Genomic DNA, 16,654 nt, shown 5'->3' with positions numbered 1-16,654 from the left:
CAGCCACAATTGATGAATCACATCCCTCTCCCAAAGCATTGCTGCGGGTAACATAGCGGATAGCGGTAAACAAAATTTTGACCTGCGTCACAAATCTGACGTCAGGCTGAATCGAGTAAGCTCGAGCGCACACTTTATGCGCGGCGCAGGAATAATCAGCTTTTTTCCGTTGCCTTCACCTGCTGCCAGGCGGCCTCCATCTGTTCCAGCGTCGCCCCCGGCATTGTCAGGCCCTGCGCGCTGATAATAGCTTCTACCGCGCGGAAACGTCGCTCAAACTTGTCGTTGGCTTTCTGCAGCGCCGTTTCGGCCTTGCTGCCCAAATGACGAGAGAGGTTAACGGTCGCAAACAGGAGATCGCCAATCTCTTCTTCCAGTTTTTGGGGATCGATAACGCTTTGCTGCGCTTCATGCATGACTTCGTCAATCTCTTCATGCACCTTATCGACCACCGGCCCCAGTGTGCTCCAGTCGAAGCCCACGTTGTGGCATCGTTTCTGAATTTTATGGGCGCGCATCAGGGCTGGCAGGGCTTTGGGAATATCGTCCAGCGCGGAGTGCTGCGCTTTTTCTGCCCGTTCGGCGCTTTTAATCGCTTCCCAGTTTTTTAACACGTCTGCGCTGTTCTCTGCCGTGCCGTCCGCAAAAATGTGTGGATGGCGGCGTTCCAGCTTGTCACTTATTGCATGGCAGATATCATCAAAATTAAAACGCCCCTGCTCCTGGGCCATCTGGGCATAAAACACCACCTGAAACAGCAAATCGCCCAGCTCCCCCCGCAGATCGTCGAAGTCCTCGCGCTGGATGGCGTCCAGCACTTCATAGGTTTCTTCCAGCGTGTAAGGCGCGATAGTGGCAAAGGTCTGCTCGCGATCCCACGGGCAACCCTGCTGCGGATCGCGCAGGGTTTTCATAATGCCCAGCAGGCGATCAATTGACGTCATAGGGAAATCCTTCAGGTGTTCAGTTGGCATAACAGCGGTGATAAAAGCAGCCAGGCGCACGTCGGTCAAGACATGCGCCTGATAACGGACGATTAGTGCAGGCGGCGGGCATCGATAATGTCAGGCACCTGATTCAGGCGAGACAGCACGCGCCCCAGGACCTGATGGTTATAAATCTCAATGTCCATATCAATGGTGGCGAGCTGTTTTTTGGTATCGCTGCGGCTTGAAACGCCCAGGACGTTAACCTTCTCATTCGCGAGGATGGTGGTGATATCGCGTAACAGCCCGCTACGATCGTTGGCCGTCACCCTTACGACCAGCGAATAGCCGCTGGAGTAGCTTTCGCCCCATACGGCATCAACAATGCGCTCGGGCGCGGTAGAAATCAGCTCAGACAGCTGGTCGCAATCGGCGCGGTGAATCGAAATGCCCCGTCCGTGCGTGATAAAACCCACGATGTCGTCACCCGGAATCGGCTGACAGCAGCGTGCAATATGGTGCATCAGGTTGCCCACGCCTTCCACGACCACACGGCCGCTCTCTTTGCGTGACGTTGGCGCATGCGATTTTTGTGTGAGCTGGCGCAGAGCTTCACGATCCTGCTCTTCCGCCGTCGGCTTATTGAGCTTCGCCTGCAGGAAATTCACCATCTGATGAAGGCGAATGTCCCCCCCGCCGATGGCAGCCAGCAACTCGTCCAGCGAGGTAACGTTATAGCGCGGCAGCAGCAGTTTCTCGGCTTCACGCAGGCTGATATCCATCTGATTCAGCTCGTTATCCAGAATCTGACGACCGGCAAGAATGTTTTTATCGCGATCCTGCTTGCGGAACCAGTTATGAATCTTGGCGCGGCCTCGGCTGGTGGTGATGAACCCCAGGTTAGGGTTCAGCCAGTCACGACTCGGATTCGGCTGTTTTTGGGTGATGACTTCCACCTGATCGCCCATCTGCAGCTGATAGGTGAAGGGCACAATGCGGCCACCAATCTTGGCACCGATGCAGCGGTGACCGATATCGCTGTGAATGTGGTAAGCGAAATCCAGCGGGGTAGAACCTGCCGGCAAATCGACCACGTCCCCTTTTGGCGTAAAGACATAGACGCGGTCGTCAAATACCTGGCTGCGCACCTCTTCCAGCAGCTCGCCGGAATCCGCCATCTCTTCCTGCCATGAGATCAGCTTACGTAGCCAGGCAATGCGCTCTTCGTGACCTGCCGCGCCGCGCGCATGGCTGGACGACGGCCCTTCTTTGTATTTCCAGTGCGCGGCGACGCCCAGCTCGGCGTCCTCATGCATCTGGCGGGTACGGATCTGGATCTCGACGGTTTTGCCCTCGGGCCCCAGAACCACGGTATGAATGGACTGATAGCCGTTAGGTTTGGGGTTGGCGACATAGTCGTCGAACTCGTTGGGCAGGTGGCGATACAGCGTGTGCACCGTGCCCAGCGCGCCGTAGCAGTCCTGCAGTCGCTCGGCAACAATACGCACCGCGCGAACATCAAATAGCTCATCAAACGCCAGCGACTTCTTCTGCATCTTGCGCCAGATGCTGTAGATATGTTTAGGACGGCCGTACACTTCGGCCCGCACGCCCTCTTTTGCCATCTCTTTGCGCAGATTATCGACAAAGTTATCGATGTACTGCTCACGGTCGATGCGGCGCTCGTGCAGCAGCTTAGCAATGCGCTTGTACTCGTCGGGATGCAGGTAGCGGAAGCAGTAATCTTCCAGCTCCCACTTAAGCTGACCGATGCCCAGGCGGTTCGCCAGCGGGGCATAAATATTGGTGCTCTCTTTCGCCGCCAGTACGCGTTCATCTTCCGGCGCGTCTTTAACTTCGCGCAGGTTCATGATGCGCTCAGCCAACTTCAGCACCACGCAGCGGAAATCTTCCACCATGGCGAGCAGCATACGGCGGACATTATCCACCTGCTCAGAAGCCATTGAATCGTTATGAATGGCTTTCAGCTGACGAATGGCGTCCATATCGCGGACCCCGTGCACCAGCGAAACGATGCCCGGACCGACGGTTTTTTCCAGCTCTTCTTCGCTGACCACTTCGTCATTCGCGAGCGGGAAAATCAATGCGGCGCACAGGCTTTCGATATCCATGCTGAGCATCGAGAGAATTTCCACCATCTCGATGCCGCGCCACAGCAGCAGCGACTGGTGAGGATGCCCCTGAGTCTGCGCTTCACAATAGCGCCAGGTTTCAGCAAGGCGATCACAGGAATGCGGGTTAGCAACGCCAAGACTGGCGATCCACTGGTCAAGGGCAAACTCCCCTTCCGTATTTAAATGCGCACTTCTGACCGCAACCATATCCTCTCCTGCACAGCGCCCCTGCCGGACACTTATATTTTTTTTCTGAACAGCACCATGGATTCGAGATGACGGGTATGAGGAAACATATCCAGCATCGCGACCCTTTCCAATTGGTAACCCGCTGACAGCAATGTTTCACTGTCACGTGCGAGTGTCACAGGATTACACGAAACATAGACCACGCATTCTGGCGATAATTTGACGACATGTGCCATGACACCTGCCGCCCCAGCGCGAGCCGGATCGAGTAATACCTTGTTAAATCCCTGCATAGCCCAGGGCTGGCGCGAAACATCTTCTTCCAGATTATGCTGGAAGAATTTGACGTTTTTTAGCGCATTCACGTCAGCATTATACTCTGCCTGCTGCACTAATGCTGCAACGCCCTCCACACCCACGGCACTTTGTACCGATTTTCCTACAGGAAGCGTAAAGTTTCCCATGCCGCAAAACAGATCCAGCACCCGATCTTCAGGTTGCAAATCCAGCCACGCAATGGCCTTCGCCACCATCTGCTGATTCACCGTATCGTTGACCTGAATAAAATCCTTTGGACTGAAGATTAGCTCAAGCTGGTGAGAATGATAAAACGGCTGCCGATCGCCAGATGCGCGCAGCGTCTCGCTTCCATCATCCAGAAACAGCATCAGTTGGTGCTGATGCGAAAAACGTTCCAGTTTTGCAATATCATCGGTACTTAATGCATCGAGATGGCGCAATAACAGCACCGGGCCGTTGTCAGCCAGCACCAGCTCAACATGACCTAAGCGTTTGACAGCATTAAGCATAGTGAGACAATTGCGCAGCGGAATAATCAGCGCTTCAAGCTGGGGCACCATGATGGGGCACTGCTGGATATCGACGAGATCGTTGGTGGCCGCCTGGCGAAACCCCATCAGCAACTGCTGTGTTTTGTTCTGCCACTGCAGGCCAAGCCTGACGCGGCGACGGTAGCCCCAGGCAGGTCCGGCAATGATCTCATCAACCGCCACCGGCTGGTTCGCTGCCTGGGTCAACATCCGTGCCAGCGCACGTGATTTACTTTGCTGTTGTAACGCCTCGTCGACATGCTGCTGCTGACAACCGCCACAGCGGCTAAAATGGGGACAGCGCGGCGCAACCCGTGAAGGACTGTGGTTAAGCAGGCGCACGGCTTTCGCTCTGGCATACTGGCGTTTATCCTCCAGCAGGGTGACCTCGGCCTGCTCTCCGGGCAGCGCGCCCGAGACAAACAGGGTTTTGCCCTTGTAGCGGGCAACGCCCTGACCAAACGGGTCGAGGTCTTCAATGGTGACGGTGATCCGTTGTTGGGTCGTCACGCGCTGTTTTGCGGAGTAAAATTGCGCCATAGTGTGGTTCTTTCTCTTTAAGATTCGATGTGCACAAGGTTCAGCATATGCACAGGGACGTTCATGCCGGACAGCAGGCGACTATTATGACCAAATACAGCCTGCGGGCGCGAATGATGATTTTAATTTTGGCCCCAACGTTGATGGTTGGGTTACTGCTCAGCTCATTTTTTGTCGTGCATCGTTATAATGAGCTGCAGCGCCAGGTCATCGATGCCGGGGCCAATATCATCGAACCGCTGGCGGTTTCTACCGAATACAGCATGACATGGCACAATCGTGACGCGCTGCGTGAACTGGTCAGTTTACTGCATCGCCGCCATTCCGGGATCGTGCGCGCCATCTCCGTTTTCGACGATAATAATCAGCTTTATGTCACCTCTAATAATCACCAAAACCTGAGTCTGGAAAGCAAGCAGGCTATTCGCGCGCTGCCTGAGGATGTGTCCGTTGAAGGCAGTGGCAACCTGCTGATCTTACGCAAGCCGATTATCTCTGAACGTTACGCCGTGGATGAGCTGCCGGGTCAGGATGCCAAACCCGCAGGTAACCCGTTGGGCTATGTGGCGATAGAACTGGATCTGCAATCCGTGCGCTTACAGCAATATCGGGAAGTTTTTATTGCTACCCTGATGCTGCTGTTCTGCCTGTGTATTGCCATGCTGTTTGCCTACCGCCTGATGCGGGACGTCACCGGCCCTATTCGTAATATGGTCAGCACCGTTGACCGAATTCGCCGTGGACAACTGGACAGCCGGGTTGAAGGCCATATGCTGGGTGAATTGAGTATCCTGAAAAACGGTATCAACGCGATGGCGATGTCGCTCACCGCCTATCACGAAGAGATGCAGCACAATATCGATCAGGCCACATGGGACCTGCGGGAAACGCTGGAGCAGTTGGAGATTCAGAACGTCGAGCTGGATCTGGCCAAAAAGCGCGCGCAGGAAGCCGCCCGTATCAAATCCGAATTTCTGGCAAATATGTCGCATGAGTTGCGTACGCCGCTTAATGGCGTGCTGGGCTTTACCCGTCAGATGTTGAAAACGCCGCTGCGCACCACGCAGCGCGACTACATGCTGACCATTGAGCGCTCGGCCAACAATCTCCTGTCCATCATTAATGACGTGCTTGATTTTTCCAGACTGGAAGCCGGCAAGCTGATGCTGGAGTCCATTCCCTTTCCGTTGCGCGCCACCCTGGATGAAACCCTGGTTTTGCTGGCCCCATCCGCCCATGAGAAGGGGCTGGAGTTGACCGTGGTCTGCGATAACAGCGTGCCGGACAACGTGATTGGCGATGCGCTCCGCCTGCAGCAGATCCTGATCAACCTGATGGGCAACGCGATTAAATTTACCGAAAAAGGGACCATCAATTTACGGGTAGAACAGCACACGATTACGGCGACGCATGTTGAACTGGAGATTCAGGTTCGCGACACAGGGATTGGCATTTCTGAAGAGCAGCAGGCCCAGCTGTTTCAGGCCTTTCGCCAGGCGGATGCCAGTATTTCCCGCCGCCACGGAGGATCGGGGCTGGGCCTGGTCATTACCCAAAAACTGGTAAGGGAAATGAACGGGGAGATCACCTTCGTCAGCCGTCAGAACCACGGTTCCACCTTTTGGGTGCGCGTTAAACTGGACCTCAATCCCAATGCACCGAGTATGCCTCGAGTGCTGGATGCACTGTCGAACACGCGCATGGCCTATGTGGAGGCGAACCCCGACGTCGCCAGCGCGGTGGTAGAGATTTTAGGTGCCACGCCGTTGCAGGTTGAGCACAGTTTAACCCTGGAGGGCCTGAGCCAGTCGCGCTATCCCATTGTGTTAATGGCCATGCCGGTCAACGCCAGCCAGCCGCAGGTGCTTGAGGACAGGCTGATCCATACGCTTTTGGAGTGCGCCGACCAGGTCATTATGGCGCTGCCGAGTCCGATGATGTTACTGGCCGATGAGCTGAAAGTGCGTGGCATTGATGGCTGCATCGCAAAACCCGTCTCGCAGACGCGCCTGTTGCCGATGCTGCTGGAGCTGCATGCCCGTCACAGCAGCGAACTATCGGCCTCACCGCGTCTGCCGCTGACCGTGATGGCCGTGGACGACAATCCCGCTAACCTCAAGCTGATTGGGGCGCTGCTGGAAGAGCAGGTTCAACACATCGTACTGTGCAATAATGCGGAGCAGGCCATCCGTGTGGCCCACAGGCAAGTGCTGGACGTGATCTTAATGGATATACAAATGCCCGATATTGATGGCATTCGGGCCAGCGAGATCATCCGCACGCTGCCCAACCACGCAACCACCCCGATAGTCGCCGTTACCGCCCACGCTATTGACGGTGAACGCGAACATCTTATCCGGGCCGGCATGAACGACTACCTGGCCAAGCCTATTGATGAAAACAAGCTCGCTCAGGTCCTGGCCCGCTATATGCCCAGCCCGAGCACCACGGCGCCCGAGATCCCCCCAATCTTACCCACGCTGGACTGGAAGCTGGCATTACGCCAGGCAGCGAATAAGCCGGATCTGGCGCGGGATTTACTCCGAATGCTGTTGGCATTCCTGCCGGAAGTGCACAGTAAAATGGCGCAGTTTATCGCCGACAACGACGCGACCTCCCTGCGTGAGATCATTCATAAACTTCACGGCAGCGCCAGCTACAGCGGCGTTCCGCGGATGAAACAACTGTGCCGTAAGCTTGAGAAAGAGCTTCATCAGGCAAGCGATATCGAAGCGCTGGAGCCGGAACTGCTGGAGCTTCAGGATGAAATGGAGAACGTCGCCAGACAGGCACGGCGCATCCTCTCCATGCCTTAGCCGGGCATACTGCGGAAGAACGAACGGCCCTGTCAGGTGAAGGGCCGTGAATACGCTTAGTGAAACCCGGCGATTTTCATTGTGGCAGCCACATTGCGCGCGGTGAGACGGACATTGTTTTCTGCCCCTTTTAGCGCCTCATCCAGTGAGCAAATACGGTAAAGCACGCTAAATACGGCATCCAGGCCATGCTGATGCACCACACCGACATCGTCAGTCAGGCTACCGGCAATGCCTATCACGGGAATATTAAAACGCTTAGCGACCTTTGCCACACCAATCGGCACCTTGCCCTTGATGCTCTGGCTGTCGATTCGCCCCTCGCCGGTAATGACCAGATCGGCATCTTTTACCTGCTCCTCCAGGCCCAGCGCTTCCGTCACAATCTCAATCCCACGGCGTAATTCCGCCTGACAAAACGCGTGCAGCGCAGCCCCCATGCCACCGGCAGCGCCGCCACCGCTGATCTGCAGCACATCAATACCCAAATCGCGCTGAATAAGCGCAGCGTAATGTGTCAGGGCTCGATCCAGTTGCTCAACCCGTTCCGGCGTCGCGCCTTTCTGGGGGCCAAACACCGCAGAGGCACCGTGATCGCCCGTCAGCGTATTGGTTACATCGCAGGCCACTTCAACGCGGCACTGCCGAATGCGCGGGTCCAGTCCGGTAACGTCAATGCTTGCCAGGTCAGGCAATGCGCCACCTCCCCGACCAATTTGCTCGCCCTGTTTATCCAGCAAGCGAGCGCCCAGCGCCTGCATCATGCCAGCACCACCGTCATTGGTGGCGCTGCCACCGATACCGATAATGATGTGTCGGACGCCTTTATCCAGCGCGTTTTTAATTAGCTCCCCAGTCCCAAACGAGGTGGTGATAAGGGGATCCCGCTGCGCTGCCGGTACCAGCTCCAGGCCGCTGGCCGCCGCCATCTCGATATAGGCGGTATCTTCATTACCCGACAGGCCGTAAAACGCCTCGACGGGTTCACCCAGCGGACCGGTGACCTTTAACCTGACCCGCTTTCCCTGGGTCGCAGCCACCATGGCTTCCACCGTGCCTTCACCACCATCAGCAACCGGTATTTTCACATAATGGGCATCGGGAAAAACCTCACGGAACCCCGCTTCGATTGCCGATGCCACTTCCAGAGCAGAAAGACTTTCTTTATATGAATCCGGTGCGATTACGATTTTCATAGGCAATCCAGGCGGTATTAATTAACGATCAGAGCGTGAAATCGGCCCGGCCTCCACAGAAGCCGGGCAAGGCATTAGCGAGAGATCTCAACCTTTGCTAATTTTTCATAATAGCAGGCCAGCGCGCTGTGGTCGGCACTCCCCTGTCCGTCATTACGCAACGCCTGCATCATTTCCATCACGGCCGCCGTCAGCGGCAGGTGCGCACCAAGGCTGTGCGAGGTATCCAGCGCGTTACCCAGATCCTTGATATGTAAATCAATGCGGAAACCCGGCTTAAAGTTGCGGTCCATCACCATGGGCGCTTTGGCATCCAGCACGGTGCTGCCCGCCAGACCGCCACGAATCGCCTGATACACCAGTTCCGGACTGACGCCCGCTTTGGTCGCCAGCGACAAGGCTTCAGACATGGCGGCAATATTCAGCGCTACAATGACCTGATTTGCCAGCTTCGTCACGTTACCTGCGCCGATATCGCCGGTATGAACCACCGATCCCGCCATGGCTTTCATGATGTCGTAGCACTGGTCAAACACGGCTTTATCGCCGCCCACCATCACGGATAACGTCCCCTCAATCGCTTTGGGCTCGCCGCCGCTCACCGGCGCATCCAGCATGTGAATCTGCTTTGCTGCCAGCGCATCGTGGACTTCACGGCTCGCCAGCGGCGCAATGGAGCTCATATCGATCACAATCAGGCCCGGTTTCGCGCCATCGATAATGCCGTTTTCGCCCAGGCAAACCTCTTTCACCTGTGGGGAATTTGGCACCATGGTGATCACCACATCGCACTGTTGCGCCAGTTCTTTGGCATTCGCCGCTGTGGCCGCCCCCAGCTGCACCAGCTCGGCTTCGTTTTCTGCATTATGATCGCGTACCACCAGTGAATAACCGGCTTTCAGCAGGTTTTTACTCATTGGTTTGCCCATGATGCCCAGGCCAATAAAGCCAATTTTCATGTCGTTTCTCCTGGATGATTACTTTTTAAATTTGTCGCACAACGCCTGCGTGGCACTGCGGAAAACACCGAGATCGCTGCCAACGGCAACAAAGGTTGCGCCCCATTCGAGATAGCGACGGGCATCGGCTTCCACCGGTGCCAGAATGCCGCTGGGCTTGTTGGCGGCTTTTGCCCGCTCAAAGATGTGTTTGATGACCGTTAACACCTCCGGATGGGCCGGCTGCCCGAGATAGCCGAGTGCGGCAGAGAGATCGCCCGGCCCGACAAAAATGCCGTCCACGCCGTCAACGGCGGCGATGGCGTCAATGTTGTCGACAGCCTGCTGGGTTTCTATTTGGACCAGCACCGAAATGTTGTCGTTGATGGTGGCGTTATAATTCGGCACCGTGCCGTACATGTTGCTGCGATGGGAAACCGACACGCCGCGAATTCCGGCAGGCGGATAGCGCGTGGAGGCAACTGCACGTCTGGCTTCGTCTTCGTTCTCGACGAAGGGAACAAGGATGTTATTAAAACCAATATCCAGCAGGCGCTTAATGATGACCGGTTCATTACAGGGTGGACGCACCACCGGCGCGCTGCGGCTGCCCTTCAGCGCCATTAGCTGGGGAACAAACGTGGTGATATCGTTCGGTGCGTGCTCGCCATCCAGAACTAACCAGTCAAATCCGGCCAGCCCTAACACCTCGGTCGAAACAGGACTTGCCAGGGCGCACCAACTGCCGATCAGGGTTTCACCTGCCAGCAGGCGGCGACGGAATTCATTTGGCCAGGCTGTATTACTCATGATTTGACTCCTGTGGAACGGGCTTCCTGAAGGAAGCCCAAAAAAGTTAACGCACCAGGCACGGACGCTTGTTATCAAACGTCCACTGTGGGATCAGGAACTGCATGGCCTGAGCATCATCACGTGCGCCAAGGCCATGCTTTTGATACAGCGCGTTAGCCTGCATGACCTGGTCCATATCCAGTTCAATGCCCAGGCCCGGTGCCTGCGGCACTGCGACCATGCCGCCTTCAATCTGGAAAGGCGTTTTCGTCAGTCGTTGATTGCCTTCCTGCCAGATCCAGTGGGTATCAATAGCGGTGATCTTGCCCGGTGCGGCAGCGGCAACATGGGTGAACATCGCCAGTGAAATATCGAAATGGTTGTTGGAGTGCGAACCCCACGTCAGGCCAAACGCGTGGCACATTTGCGCCACGCGCACGGAACCCTGCATCGTCCAGAAGTGCGGATCGGCCAGTGGGATATCCACCGACTGTAATGACAACGTGTGGCCCATTTGACGCCAGTCAGTGGCGATCATATTCGTCGCCGTCGGCAGACCGGTAGCGCGCCGGAACTCGGCCATCACTTCACGCCCCGAATAGCCCTGCTCTGCGCCACAGGGATCTTCTGCATAGGCGAGGACGTTTTTAAGCTGCTTACCTAGCGTAATGGCTTCGTCAAGCGACCAGGCACCGTTGGGATCGATAGTGACGCGCGCCTGGGGGAAGCGCTTCGCGAGTGCAGTAATCGCTTCTGCCTCATCACTGCCGCTCAGCACGCCGCCTTTAAGTTTAAAATCGTTGAACCCGTATTTTTCATAGGCCGCTTCGGCCAGCCGCACCACGGCATCCGGCGTGAGCGCTTCCTGATGGCGCAGGCGATACCAGTCGCAGGTATCGTTGTCCTGATGCTGGTAGGCCAGCGAGGTCTTGTTGCGATCGCCAACGTAGAACAGATAACCCAGCATTTCGACTTTGTCGCGCTGCTGTCCGTCGCCCAATAGCGAGGCGACATTGACGCCCAGATGCTGCCCCAGCAGATCCAGCAGTGAGGCTTCGATGCCGGTGACCACGTGAATGGTGGTGCGAAGATCAAAGGTCTGATTACCTCGCCCAGCGGCATCGCGATCGGCAAAAGTGGCGCGAACCCGGCTCAGGATGTTTTTATATTCGCCAATCGTTTTGCCCACCACCAGCGCGGCAGCCTCTTCCAGGGTTTGACGAATCTTTTCGCCACCGGGGATTTCACCTACGCCGGTATGGCCTGCGTTGTCTTCAATGATCACGATATTGCGGGTGAAAAAAGGCGAATGTGCGCCGCTCAGGTTCAGTAACATGCTGTCATAGCCGGCAACCGGGATGACCTGCATGGCGGTAATTTTTGGTGTGGTATTCATCTGTTATCCCTTAAGCAGAGGCCCGGCCAAAGGCCGGCCGTTTACGGTCAAATGTCCAGCCTGGTAGCAAGTACTGCATGGCTGTGGCGTCATTACGTCCGCCCGCCGGCAGTGATTTGTAGTGTTCGTTTGCCAGGCGGAGTCGTTCCCAATCCAGTTCAATGCCCAGGCCAGGCGCATCTGGCACCGTGATTTTGCCCTGACGGATCTGCAGCGGCTCTTTTGTCAGGCGTTGATCGCCCTCCTGCCAGATCCAGTGCGTATCTATGGCGGTGGGATTACCGGGCGCGGCGGCACCGACGTGGGTGAACATCGCGAGAGAAATATCAAAGTGGTTATTCGAGTGGCACCCCCACGTTAAGCCCCATTCATCGCACAGTTGCGCGACCCGAACGGCGCCGCTCATCGTCCAGAAGTGCGGATCGGCCAGTGGGATGTCGACAGCATTGAGCATCAGCGCATGGTTCATTTCACGCCAGTTGGTGGCGATCATGTTGGTGGCGACCGGTAATCCGGTCGCACGACGAAACTCGGCCATCACCTCGCGCCCTGAATAACCCTGCTCGGCGCCACAGGGATCTTCTGCATAGGTCAGGACATCCTGCATGCCCTTACAGAATCCGATCGCCTCGTCCAGCCACCACGCGCCGTTAGGATCGACGGTGATGCGCGCCTCGGGGAAGCGCTTTTTCAGCGCCTGCGCGGTGGCGATCTCCTGTTCGCCCGGCAGCACTCCGCCCTTGAGTTTGAAATCTTTGAAACCGTATTTATCCTGCGCCGCCTCGGCCAGCCGGACAACCGACTCGCTATTCAGCGCTTCCTGATGGCGCAGGTGATACCAGTCATGCTGCGCCTTCTCACCCGTCAGATAAGGCAAATCGGTTTTACGGCGATCGCCTAAGTAGAACAGGTAGCCTAAAACCGTCACCTCATCGCGCTGCTTACCCGGTCCAAGCAGTTCGGCGACCGGCACGCCCAGGCATTGTCCCAGAAGGTCCAGCAGTGCGGCTTCCAGTGCCGCGACCGCGTTGACGCGCAGCTCAAAGGTCCAGGCCCCTTTGCCAAAAGTCTCGAAATCGGCGGACTGATTCCCCTGATGAATCTTCTGCACCAGCCGGTTCATACGGGCGACCTGCTGACCGATCACCTGCGGCGCGACCTCGACTAAGGTCTGATAGAGGGTTTCTCCCCCCGGTGCTTCACCCAGCCCGGTGTGTCCTGCACTGTCGGTCAGGATCACGATATTGCGCGTGAAGCGGGCATTGTGTGCCCCGCCAATGTTGAGCAGCATACTGTCGTAGCCAGCCACAGGGACCACCTGCATAGTCGTAATAACGGGCGTCGATTGCGTATTCATGCAGGCTCCTTAGCGTGTTTTCAGCTCAATGCGCTTGATGTTATCCACCAGCACCAGGTAGCTGAGTACGGCAACGAACGCGTGGATACCGACATAAACCAGCGCGCCGTTATAAGAACCGGTAGAGGCAATGATGTAGCCGATCGCGATAGGGGTAATAATGCCGGATGCATTACCGAACATATTGAACAGACCGCCGCTCAGGCCGCTAATCTCTTTCGGTGCGGTGTCCGCCATCACTGCCCATCCCAGCGCGCCAATCCCTTTACCAAAGAAGGCGGTTGCCATGAACAGCACCACGACCCAGTCCGTCTCGACATAGTTACAGACCACCATGGACGTCGAGAGCAACATGCCGAGCACAATCGGGGTTTTACGGGCGATATTGAGTGAGCCGGTTTTGCGCATCAGCCAGTCAGAGATCACCCCGCCGAGCACGCCACCGATAAAGCCGCACAGCGCAGGCACCGAGGCGACAAAGCCCGCTTTAAGGATCGACATGCCCCTTGCCTGCACCAGATAAACCGGAAACCAGGTGATAAAGAAGTAGGTCAGAGCGTTGATGCAGTACTGGCCAATGTAGACACCGATCATCATGCGCGACTGCAGCAGTTGCTTGATCTGGAACCACTTATCACTGAAGCTGACTTTTTGCTTCTCGCTTTTCTGATCCATATTGATCAGGGCGCCGCCCTCCGCCATGTAGTCCAGCTCCGCTTTGTTCACGCCGGGATGATCGCAGGGATCGTAAATCACTTTGAGCCAGATAAAGCTCAAAATAATGCCCAGCCCTCCCATAAACCAGAACACGTGCGCCCAGCCCACCGCGGAGGTCAACCAGCCCATGATGGGCGCGAAAATTACCGTCGCGAAGTATTGTGCGGAGTTGAAAATCGCCACGGCAGTGCCGCGCTCCTGAGCCGGAAACCAGGCTGCCACAATACGGCTGTTACCCGGGAATGAAGGGGCTTCCGCCAGCCCGACCATAAAGCGCAGCATAAACAGCGCCATGACGATGGTGTAGCCGCTGAACACGTCCACGAACCCCTGCAGCAGGGTAAACAACGACCAAAGAAAGATACTCCAGAAATAGACGCGCTTAGAACCAAAGCGATCCAACAGCCAGCCACCGGGGATTTGCCCAATGACATAGGCCCATGAAAAAGCAGAGAAGATAAACCCCATCCCCACGGGATCGAGGCCAATTTCTTTTGCCATGGCCGAACCCGCGATAGACAACGTGGCGCGGTCACCGTAGTTGAATGAGGTCACAATAAACAGCATGACCACTATCCAGTAACGCGCGTTCGTCCGTTTTTGTACCGCCTCCGTTGTCTGGTGATAACTACTCATGATGCACTCCTGAAATATAGCGAAAGCTACATTCGCTCTGACTGCATACACATCGCGTTGGGTATCAGAGAGATGTAGGTTAAACACGGCGATTTTTTTTAATGGCAAACCGATAATGCGTCGTGACGAATAACCTGATCGGGAAAACGGAAATCAGTATAGGAAGCGGGTTTGGGTGAGGCATTGGAACATCACCCTGGAATAAGGTGAATGAACGATGATTTTTTGGGCTAATGCATAAACTGCTGCGGGACGTTTCACGTTATTTGTAAAAAGTCACAAAAAGCACGCCCAAACAGGCGTTGATAAGCGGCTTTGTGAGAATCTTCACTTGATTTAGTAAAAAGATAATAAAACCGCGCCATCTCTCAGCCGAATATAGGTCAATTGCACAATGTGCAGGCGGTAACACCTTCTTATACTGACGGTGGCAAATACCGAACCTGTGACACCTGACGTCTCATAATGAATGCGCCGTACCAGCAAGGCGCTACGCACTGGAAGGTGAGCGATGAACCCCATTTCAAAAGAGCAGCCGCTTTACATTAAAGTTCACGAAAACGATAACGTTGCGATTGTGGTAAACAGCCAGGGGCTGACTGCGGGTACCACGTTTAAAGATGGATTAACACTAACCGAACATGTACCGCAGGGGCATAAGGTGGCGTTGGTTGCCATTCCTCAGGGTCAGCCTGTGTTGCGCTATGGTGAAATTATTGGCCTTGCCGTTCGTGATATTGCCCAAGGCAGTTGGATCGATGAGTCACTCATTGCGCTTCCGGACGCACCGGATTTGCAGAGTTTGCCCCTGGCGAATAACGTGCCACCTGACTTACCCCCGCTTGAAGGTTATACCTTCGAGGGCTATCGCAACGCTGACGGCAGCGTGGGCACCCGTAACCTGTTGGGCATTACCACCAGCGTTCACTGCGTGGCGGGCGTGGTGGATTATGTGGTGCAAATGATAGAGCGTGATTTGCTGCCCCGTTATCCCAATGTGGACGGCGTGGTTGCGCTAAATCATCTCTACGGCTGCGGCGTGGCAATCAACGCGCCTGCGGCGGTTATTCCTATGCGTTCCGTCCACAACCTGGCCCTTAACGCGAATTTTGGCGGGGAGATCATGGTAGTCAGTCTGGGTTGTGAAAAACTACAACCTGAGCGCTTGTTGACCGGTACGCCCGACGTGCAGCCCATCTCGCTGGATGAGGAGGATATTGTGCGTTTGCAGGATGAGAAGCTGGTGGGCTTTGGCGCCATGGTGGATGAGATCCTCCAGGTCGCAGAGCGGCATCTGAAACGGCTTAACCAGCGCCAGCGTGAAACCTGCCCTGCCTCGGAACTGGTCGTGGGCATGCAGTGCGGCGGCAGTGATGCTTTTTCTGGCGTGACGGCGAATCCCGCGGTGGGCTTTGCTTCCGACCTGCTGGTGCGCAGCGGCGCGACCGTTATGTTCTCTGAGGTCACCGAGGTGCGCGATGCCATTCACTTACTGACACCGCGCGTGATCAATCAGGAAGTGGGTCAGCGGCTGATTGAAGAGATGGCATGGTATGACCGCTACCTTGATCAAGGCAAAACCGATCGCAGCGCCAATCCCTCACCGGGCAACAAGAAAGGTGGGCTGGCAAACGTGGTGGAAAAAGCCCTGGGTTCCATTGCCAAATCAGGCCGAAGCCCGATTGTGGAGGTTCTGTCGCCCGGACAACGTCCGACACGACGTGGACTGATTTTTGCCGCGACGCCCGCCAGCGATTTTGTGTGCGGCACGCAGCAGCTCGCCTCTGGCATCACCCTGCAGGTCTTTACCACCGGCAGAGGAACCCCGTATGGCCTGGCGGCAATCCCGGTAATAAAAATGGCTACCCGTAACGCGCTGGCCGAGCGCTGGCATGACCTGATGGACATCAATGCTGGCACGATTGCAACAGGCGAGGAAACCATTGAGCAGGTTGGCTGGCGGTTGTTTGAATTGATACTGGACATTGCCAGTGGCAGAAAGCAAACCTGGTCAGATCGCTGGGGAATTCGTAATCAGCTGGCCGTATTTAATCCCGCGCCGATAACCTGAGAAACGGGGGCGCGCAGGGCAATGACGGAACGCGCTGTACGCAGAATCCTGTTGTCGCAACACCGCTGCCGCCGGTGTAATCCGGACGGCAGCGGAACAGCGTAGCAGCCTTGAT

11 protein-coding genes are annotated in these 16,654 nt (G+C 56.0%); 2 read left to right on the top strand and 9 right to left on the bottom strand.

Annotated elements, in window-relative coordinates; genetic code table 11:
• Positions 1-155: 155 nt before the first annotated feature.
• The 3 genes from mazG to rlmD form a co-directional block, all read right to left on the bottom strand.
• A complete protein-coding gene (mazG, locus tag AAIE03_RS01400) occupies positions 156-944 on the bottom strand; it encodes a nucleoside triphosphate pyrophosphohydrolase (RefSeq protein WP_028715728.1) in 789 nt (262 codons plus the stop codon).
• A 92-nt stretch (positions 945-1,036) separates the two neighbouring features.
• Positions 1,037-3,268, bottom strand: coding sequence for a GTP diphosphokinase (relA, locus tag AAIE03_RS01395; protein WP_013026949.1), 2,232 nt, complete (start codon positions 3,266-3,268; stop codon positions 1,037-1,039).
• 32 nt (positions 3,269-3,300) lie between these two features.
• Complete coding sequence (gene rlmD, locus AAIE03_RS01390; RefSeq protein ID WP_014594451.1) at positions 3,301-4,620, bottom strand: 23S rRNA (uracil(1939)-C(5))-methyltransferase RlmD; 1,320 nt, start codon at positions 4,618-4,620, stop codon at positions 3,301-3,303.
• A gap of 86 nt (positions 4,621-4,706) precedes the next feature.
• On the opposite strand from rlmD, the gene barA reads away from it, so the two are divergent.
• A complete protein-coding gene (gene barA, locus AAIE03_RS01385) occupies positions 4,707-7,436 on the top strand; it encodes a two-component sensor histidine kinase BarA (protein WP_145033486.1) in 2,730 nt (909 codons plus the stop codon).
• A 56-nt stretch (positions 7,437-7,492) separates the two neighbouring features.
• Here the strand turns inward: barA and AAIE03_RS01380 are convergent, their stop codons facing one another.
• From AAIE03_RS01380 to AAIE03_RS01355, 6 genes are all read right to left on the bottom strand, one after another.
• Entirely contained in the window at positions 7,493-8,632 is a 1,140-nt protein-coding gene (locus AAIE03_RS01380; protein WP_014605158.1) for a glycerate kinase, read from the bottom strand.
• Between the two features lie 74 nt (positions 8,633-8,706).
• Positions 8,707-9,591, bottom strand: coding sequence for a 2-hydroxy-3-oxopropionate reductase (garR, locus tag AAIE03_RS01375; protein ID WP_498562714.1), 885 nt, complete (start codon positions 9,589-9,591; stop codon positions 8,707-8,709).
• Between the two features lie 18 nt (positions 9,592-9,609).
• Positions 9,610-10,380 carry a 2-dehydro-3-deoxyglucarate aldolase gene (garL, locus tag AAIE03_RS01370; protein WP_019104734.1) on the bottom strand — a complete coding sequence of 257 codons (771 nt, stop codon included), beginning with the start codon at positions 10,378-10,380 and terminating at the stop codon, positions 9,610-9,612.
• A gap of 46 nt (positions 10,381-10,426) precedes the next feature.
• Entirely contained in the window at positions 10,427-11,758 is a 1,332-nt protein-coding gene (gene gudD, locus AAIE03_RS01365) for a glucarate dehydratase (RefSeq protein WP_013026955.1), read from the bottom strand.
• 10 nt (positions 11,759-11,768) lie between these two features.
• Positions 11,769-13,115, bottom strand: coding sequence for an enolase C-terminal domain-like protein (locus AAIE03_RS01360; RefSeq protein WP_105082984.1), 1,347 nt, complete (start codon positions 13,113-13,115; stop codon positions 11,769-11,771).
• A gap of 9 nt (positions 13,116-13,124) precedes the next feature.
• Positions 13,125-14,468 (bottom strand): MFS transporter, encoded by a 1,344-nt coding sequence (locus tag AAIE03_RS01355; RefSeq protein WP_014594458.1) that lies wholly within the window; start codon positions 14,466-14,468, stop codon positions 13,125-13,127.
• A 511-nt stretch (positions 14,469-14,979) separates the two neighbouring features.
• Between AAIE03_RS01355 and garD the strand changes: the two genes are divergently transcribed.
• A complete protein-coding gene (gene garD / locus AAIE03_RS01350; RefSeq protein WP_014594459.1) occupies positions 14,980-16,539 on the top strand; it encodes a galactarate dehydratase in 1,560 nt (519 codons plus the stop codon).
• Positions 16,540-16,654: the final 115 nt, after the last annotated feature.

Source organism: Pantoea sp. Ae19-2 (assembly GCF_059801205.1).
Note: the sequence above shows the minus strand (reverse complement) of the source record. Positions and strands in the feature narration are given on the sequence as shown.

Bases quoted from the DNA above. Each gene is read 5' to 3' on its own strand.
- AAIE03_RS01360 (WP_105082984.1), bottom strand. From the start codon at position 13,115: ATGAATACGCAATCGACGCCCGTTATTACGACTATGCAGGTGGTCCCT.
- rlmD (WP_014594451.1), bottom strand. From the start codon at position 4,620: ATGGCGCAATTTTACTCCGCAAAACAGCGCGTGACGACCCAACAACGG.
- gudD (WP_013026955.1), bottom strand. From the start codon at position 11,758: ATGAATACCACACCAAAAATTACCGCCATGCAGGTCATCCCGGTTGCC.
- garD (WP_014594459.1), top strand. From the start codon at position 14,980: ATGAACCCCATTTCAAAAGAGCAGCCGCTTTACATTAAAGTTCACGAA.
- mazG (WP_028715728.1), bottom strand. From the start codon at position 944: ATGACGTCAATTGATCGCCTGCTGGGCATTATGAAAACCCTGCGCGAT.
- AAIE03_RS01380 (WP_014605158.1), bottom strand. From the start codon at position 8,632: ATGAAAATCGTAATCGCACCGGATTCATATAAAGAAAGTCTTTCTGCT.
- garL (WP_019104734.1), bottom strand. From the start codon at position 10,380: ATGAGTAATACAGCCTGGCCAAATGAATTCCGTCGCCGCCTGCTGGCA.
- barA (WP_145033486.1), top strand. From the start codon at position 4,707: ATGACCAAATACAGCCTGCGGGCGCGAATGATGATTTTAATTTTGGCC.
- garR (WP_498562714.1), bottom strand. From the start codon at position 9,591: ATGAAAATTGGCTTTATTGGCCTGGGCATCATGGGCAAACCAATGAGT.
- AAIE03_RS01355 (WP_014594458.1), bottom strand. From the start codon at position 14,468: ATGAGTAGTTATCACCAGACAACGGAGGCGGTACAAAAACGGACGAAC.
- relA (WP_013026949.1), bottom strand. From the start codon at position 3,268: ATGGTTGCGGTCAGAAGTGCGCATTTAAATACGGAAGGGGAGTTTGCC.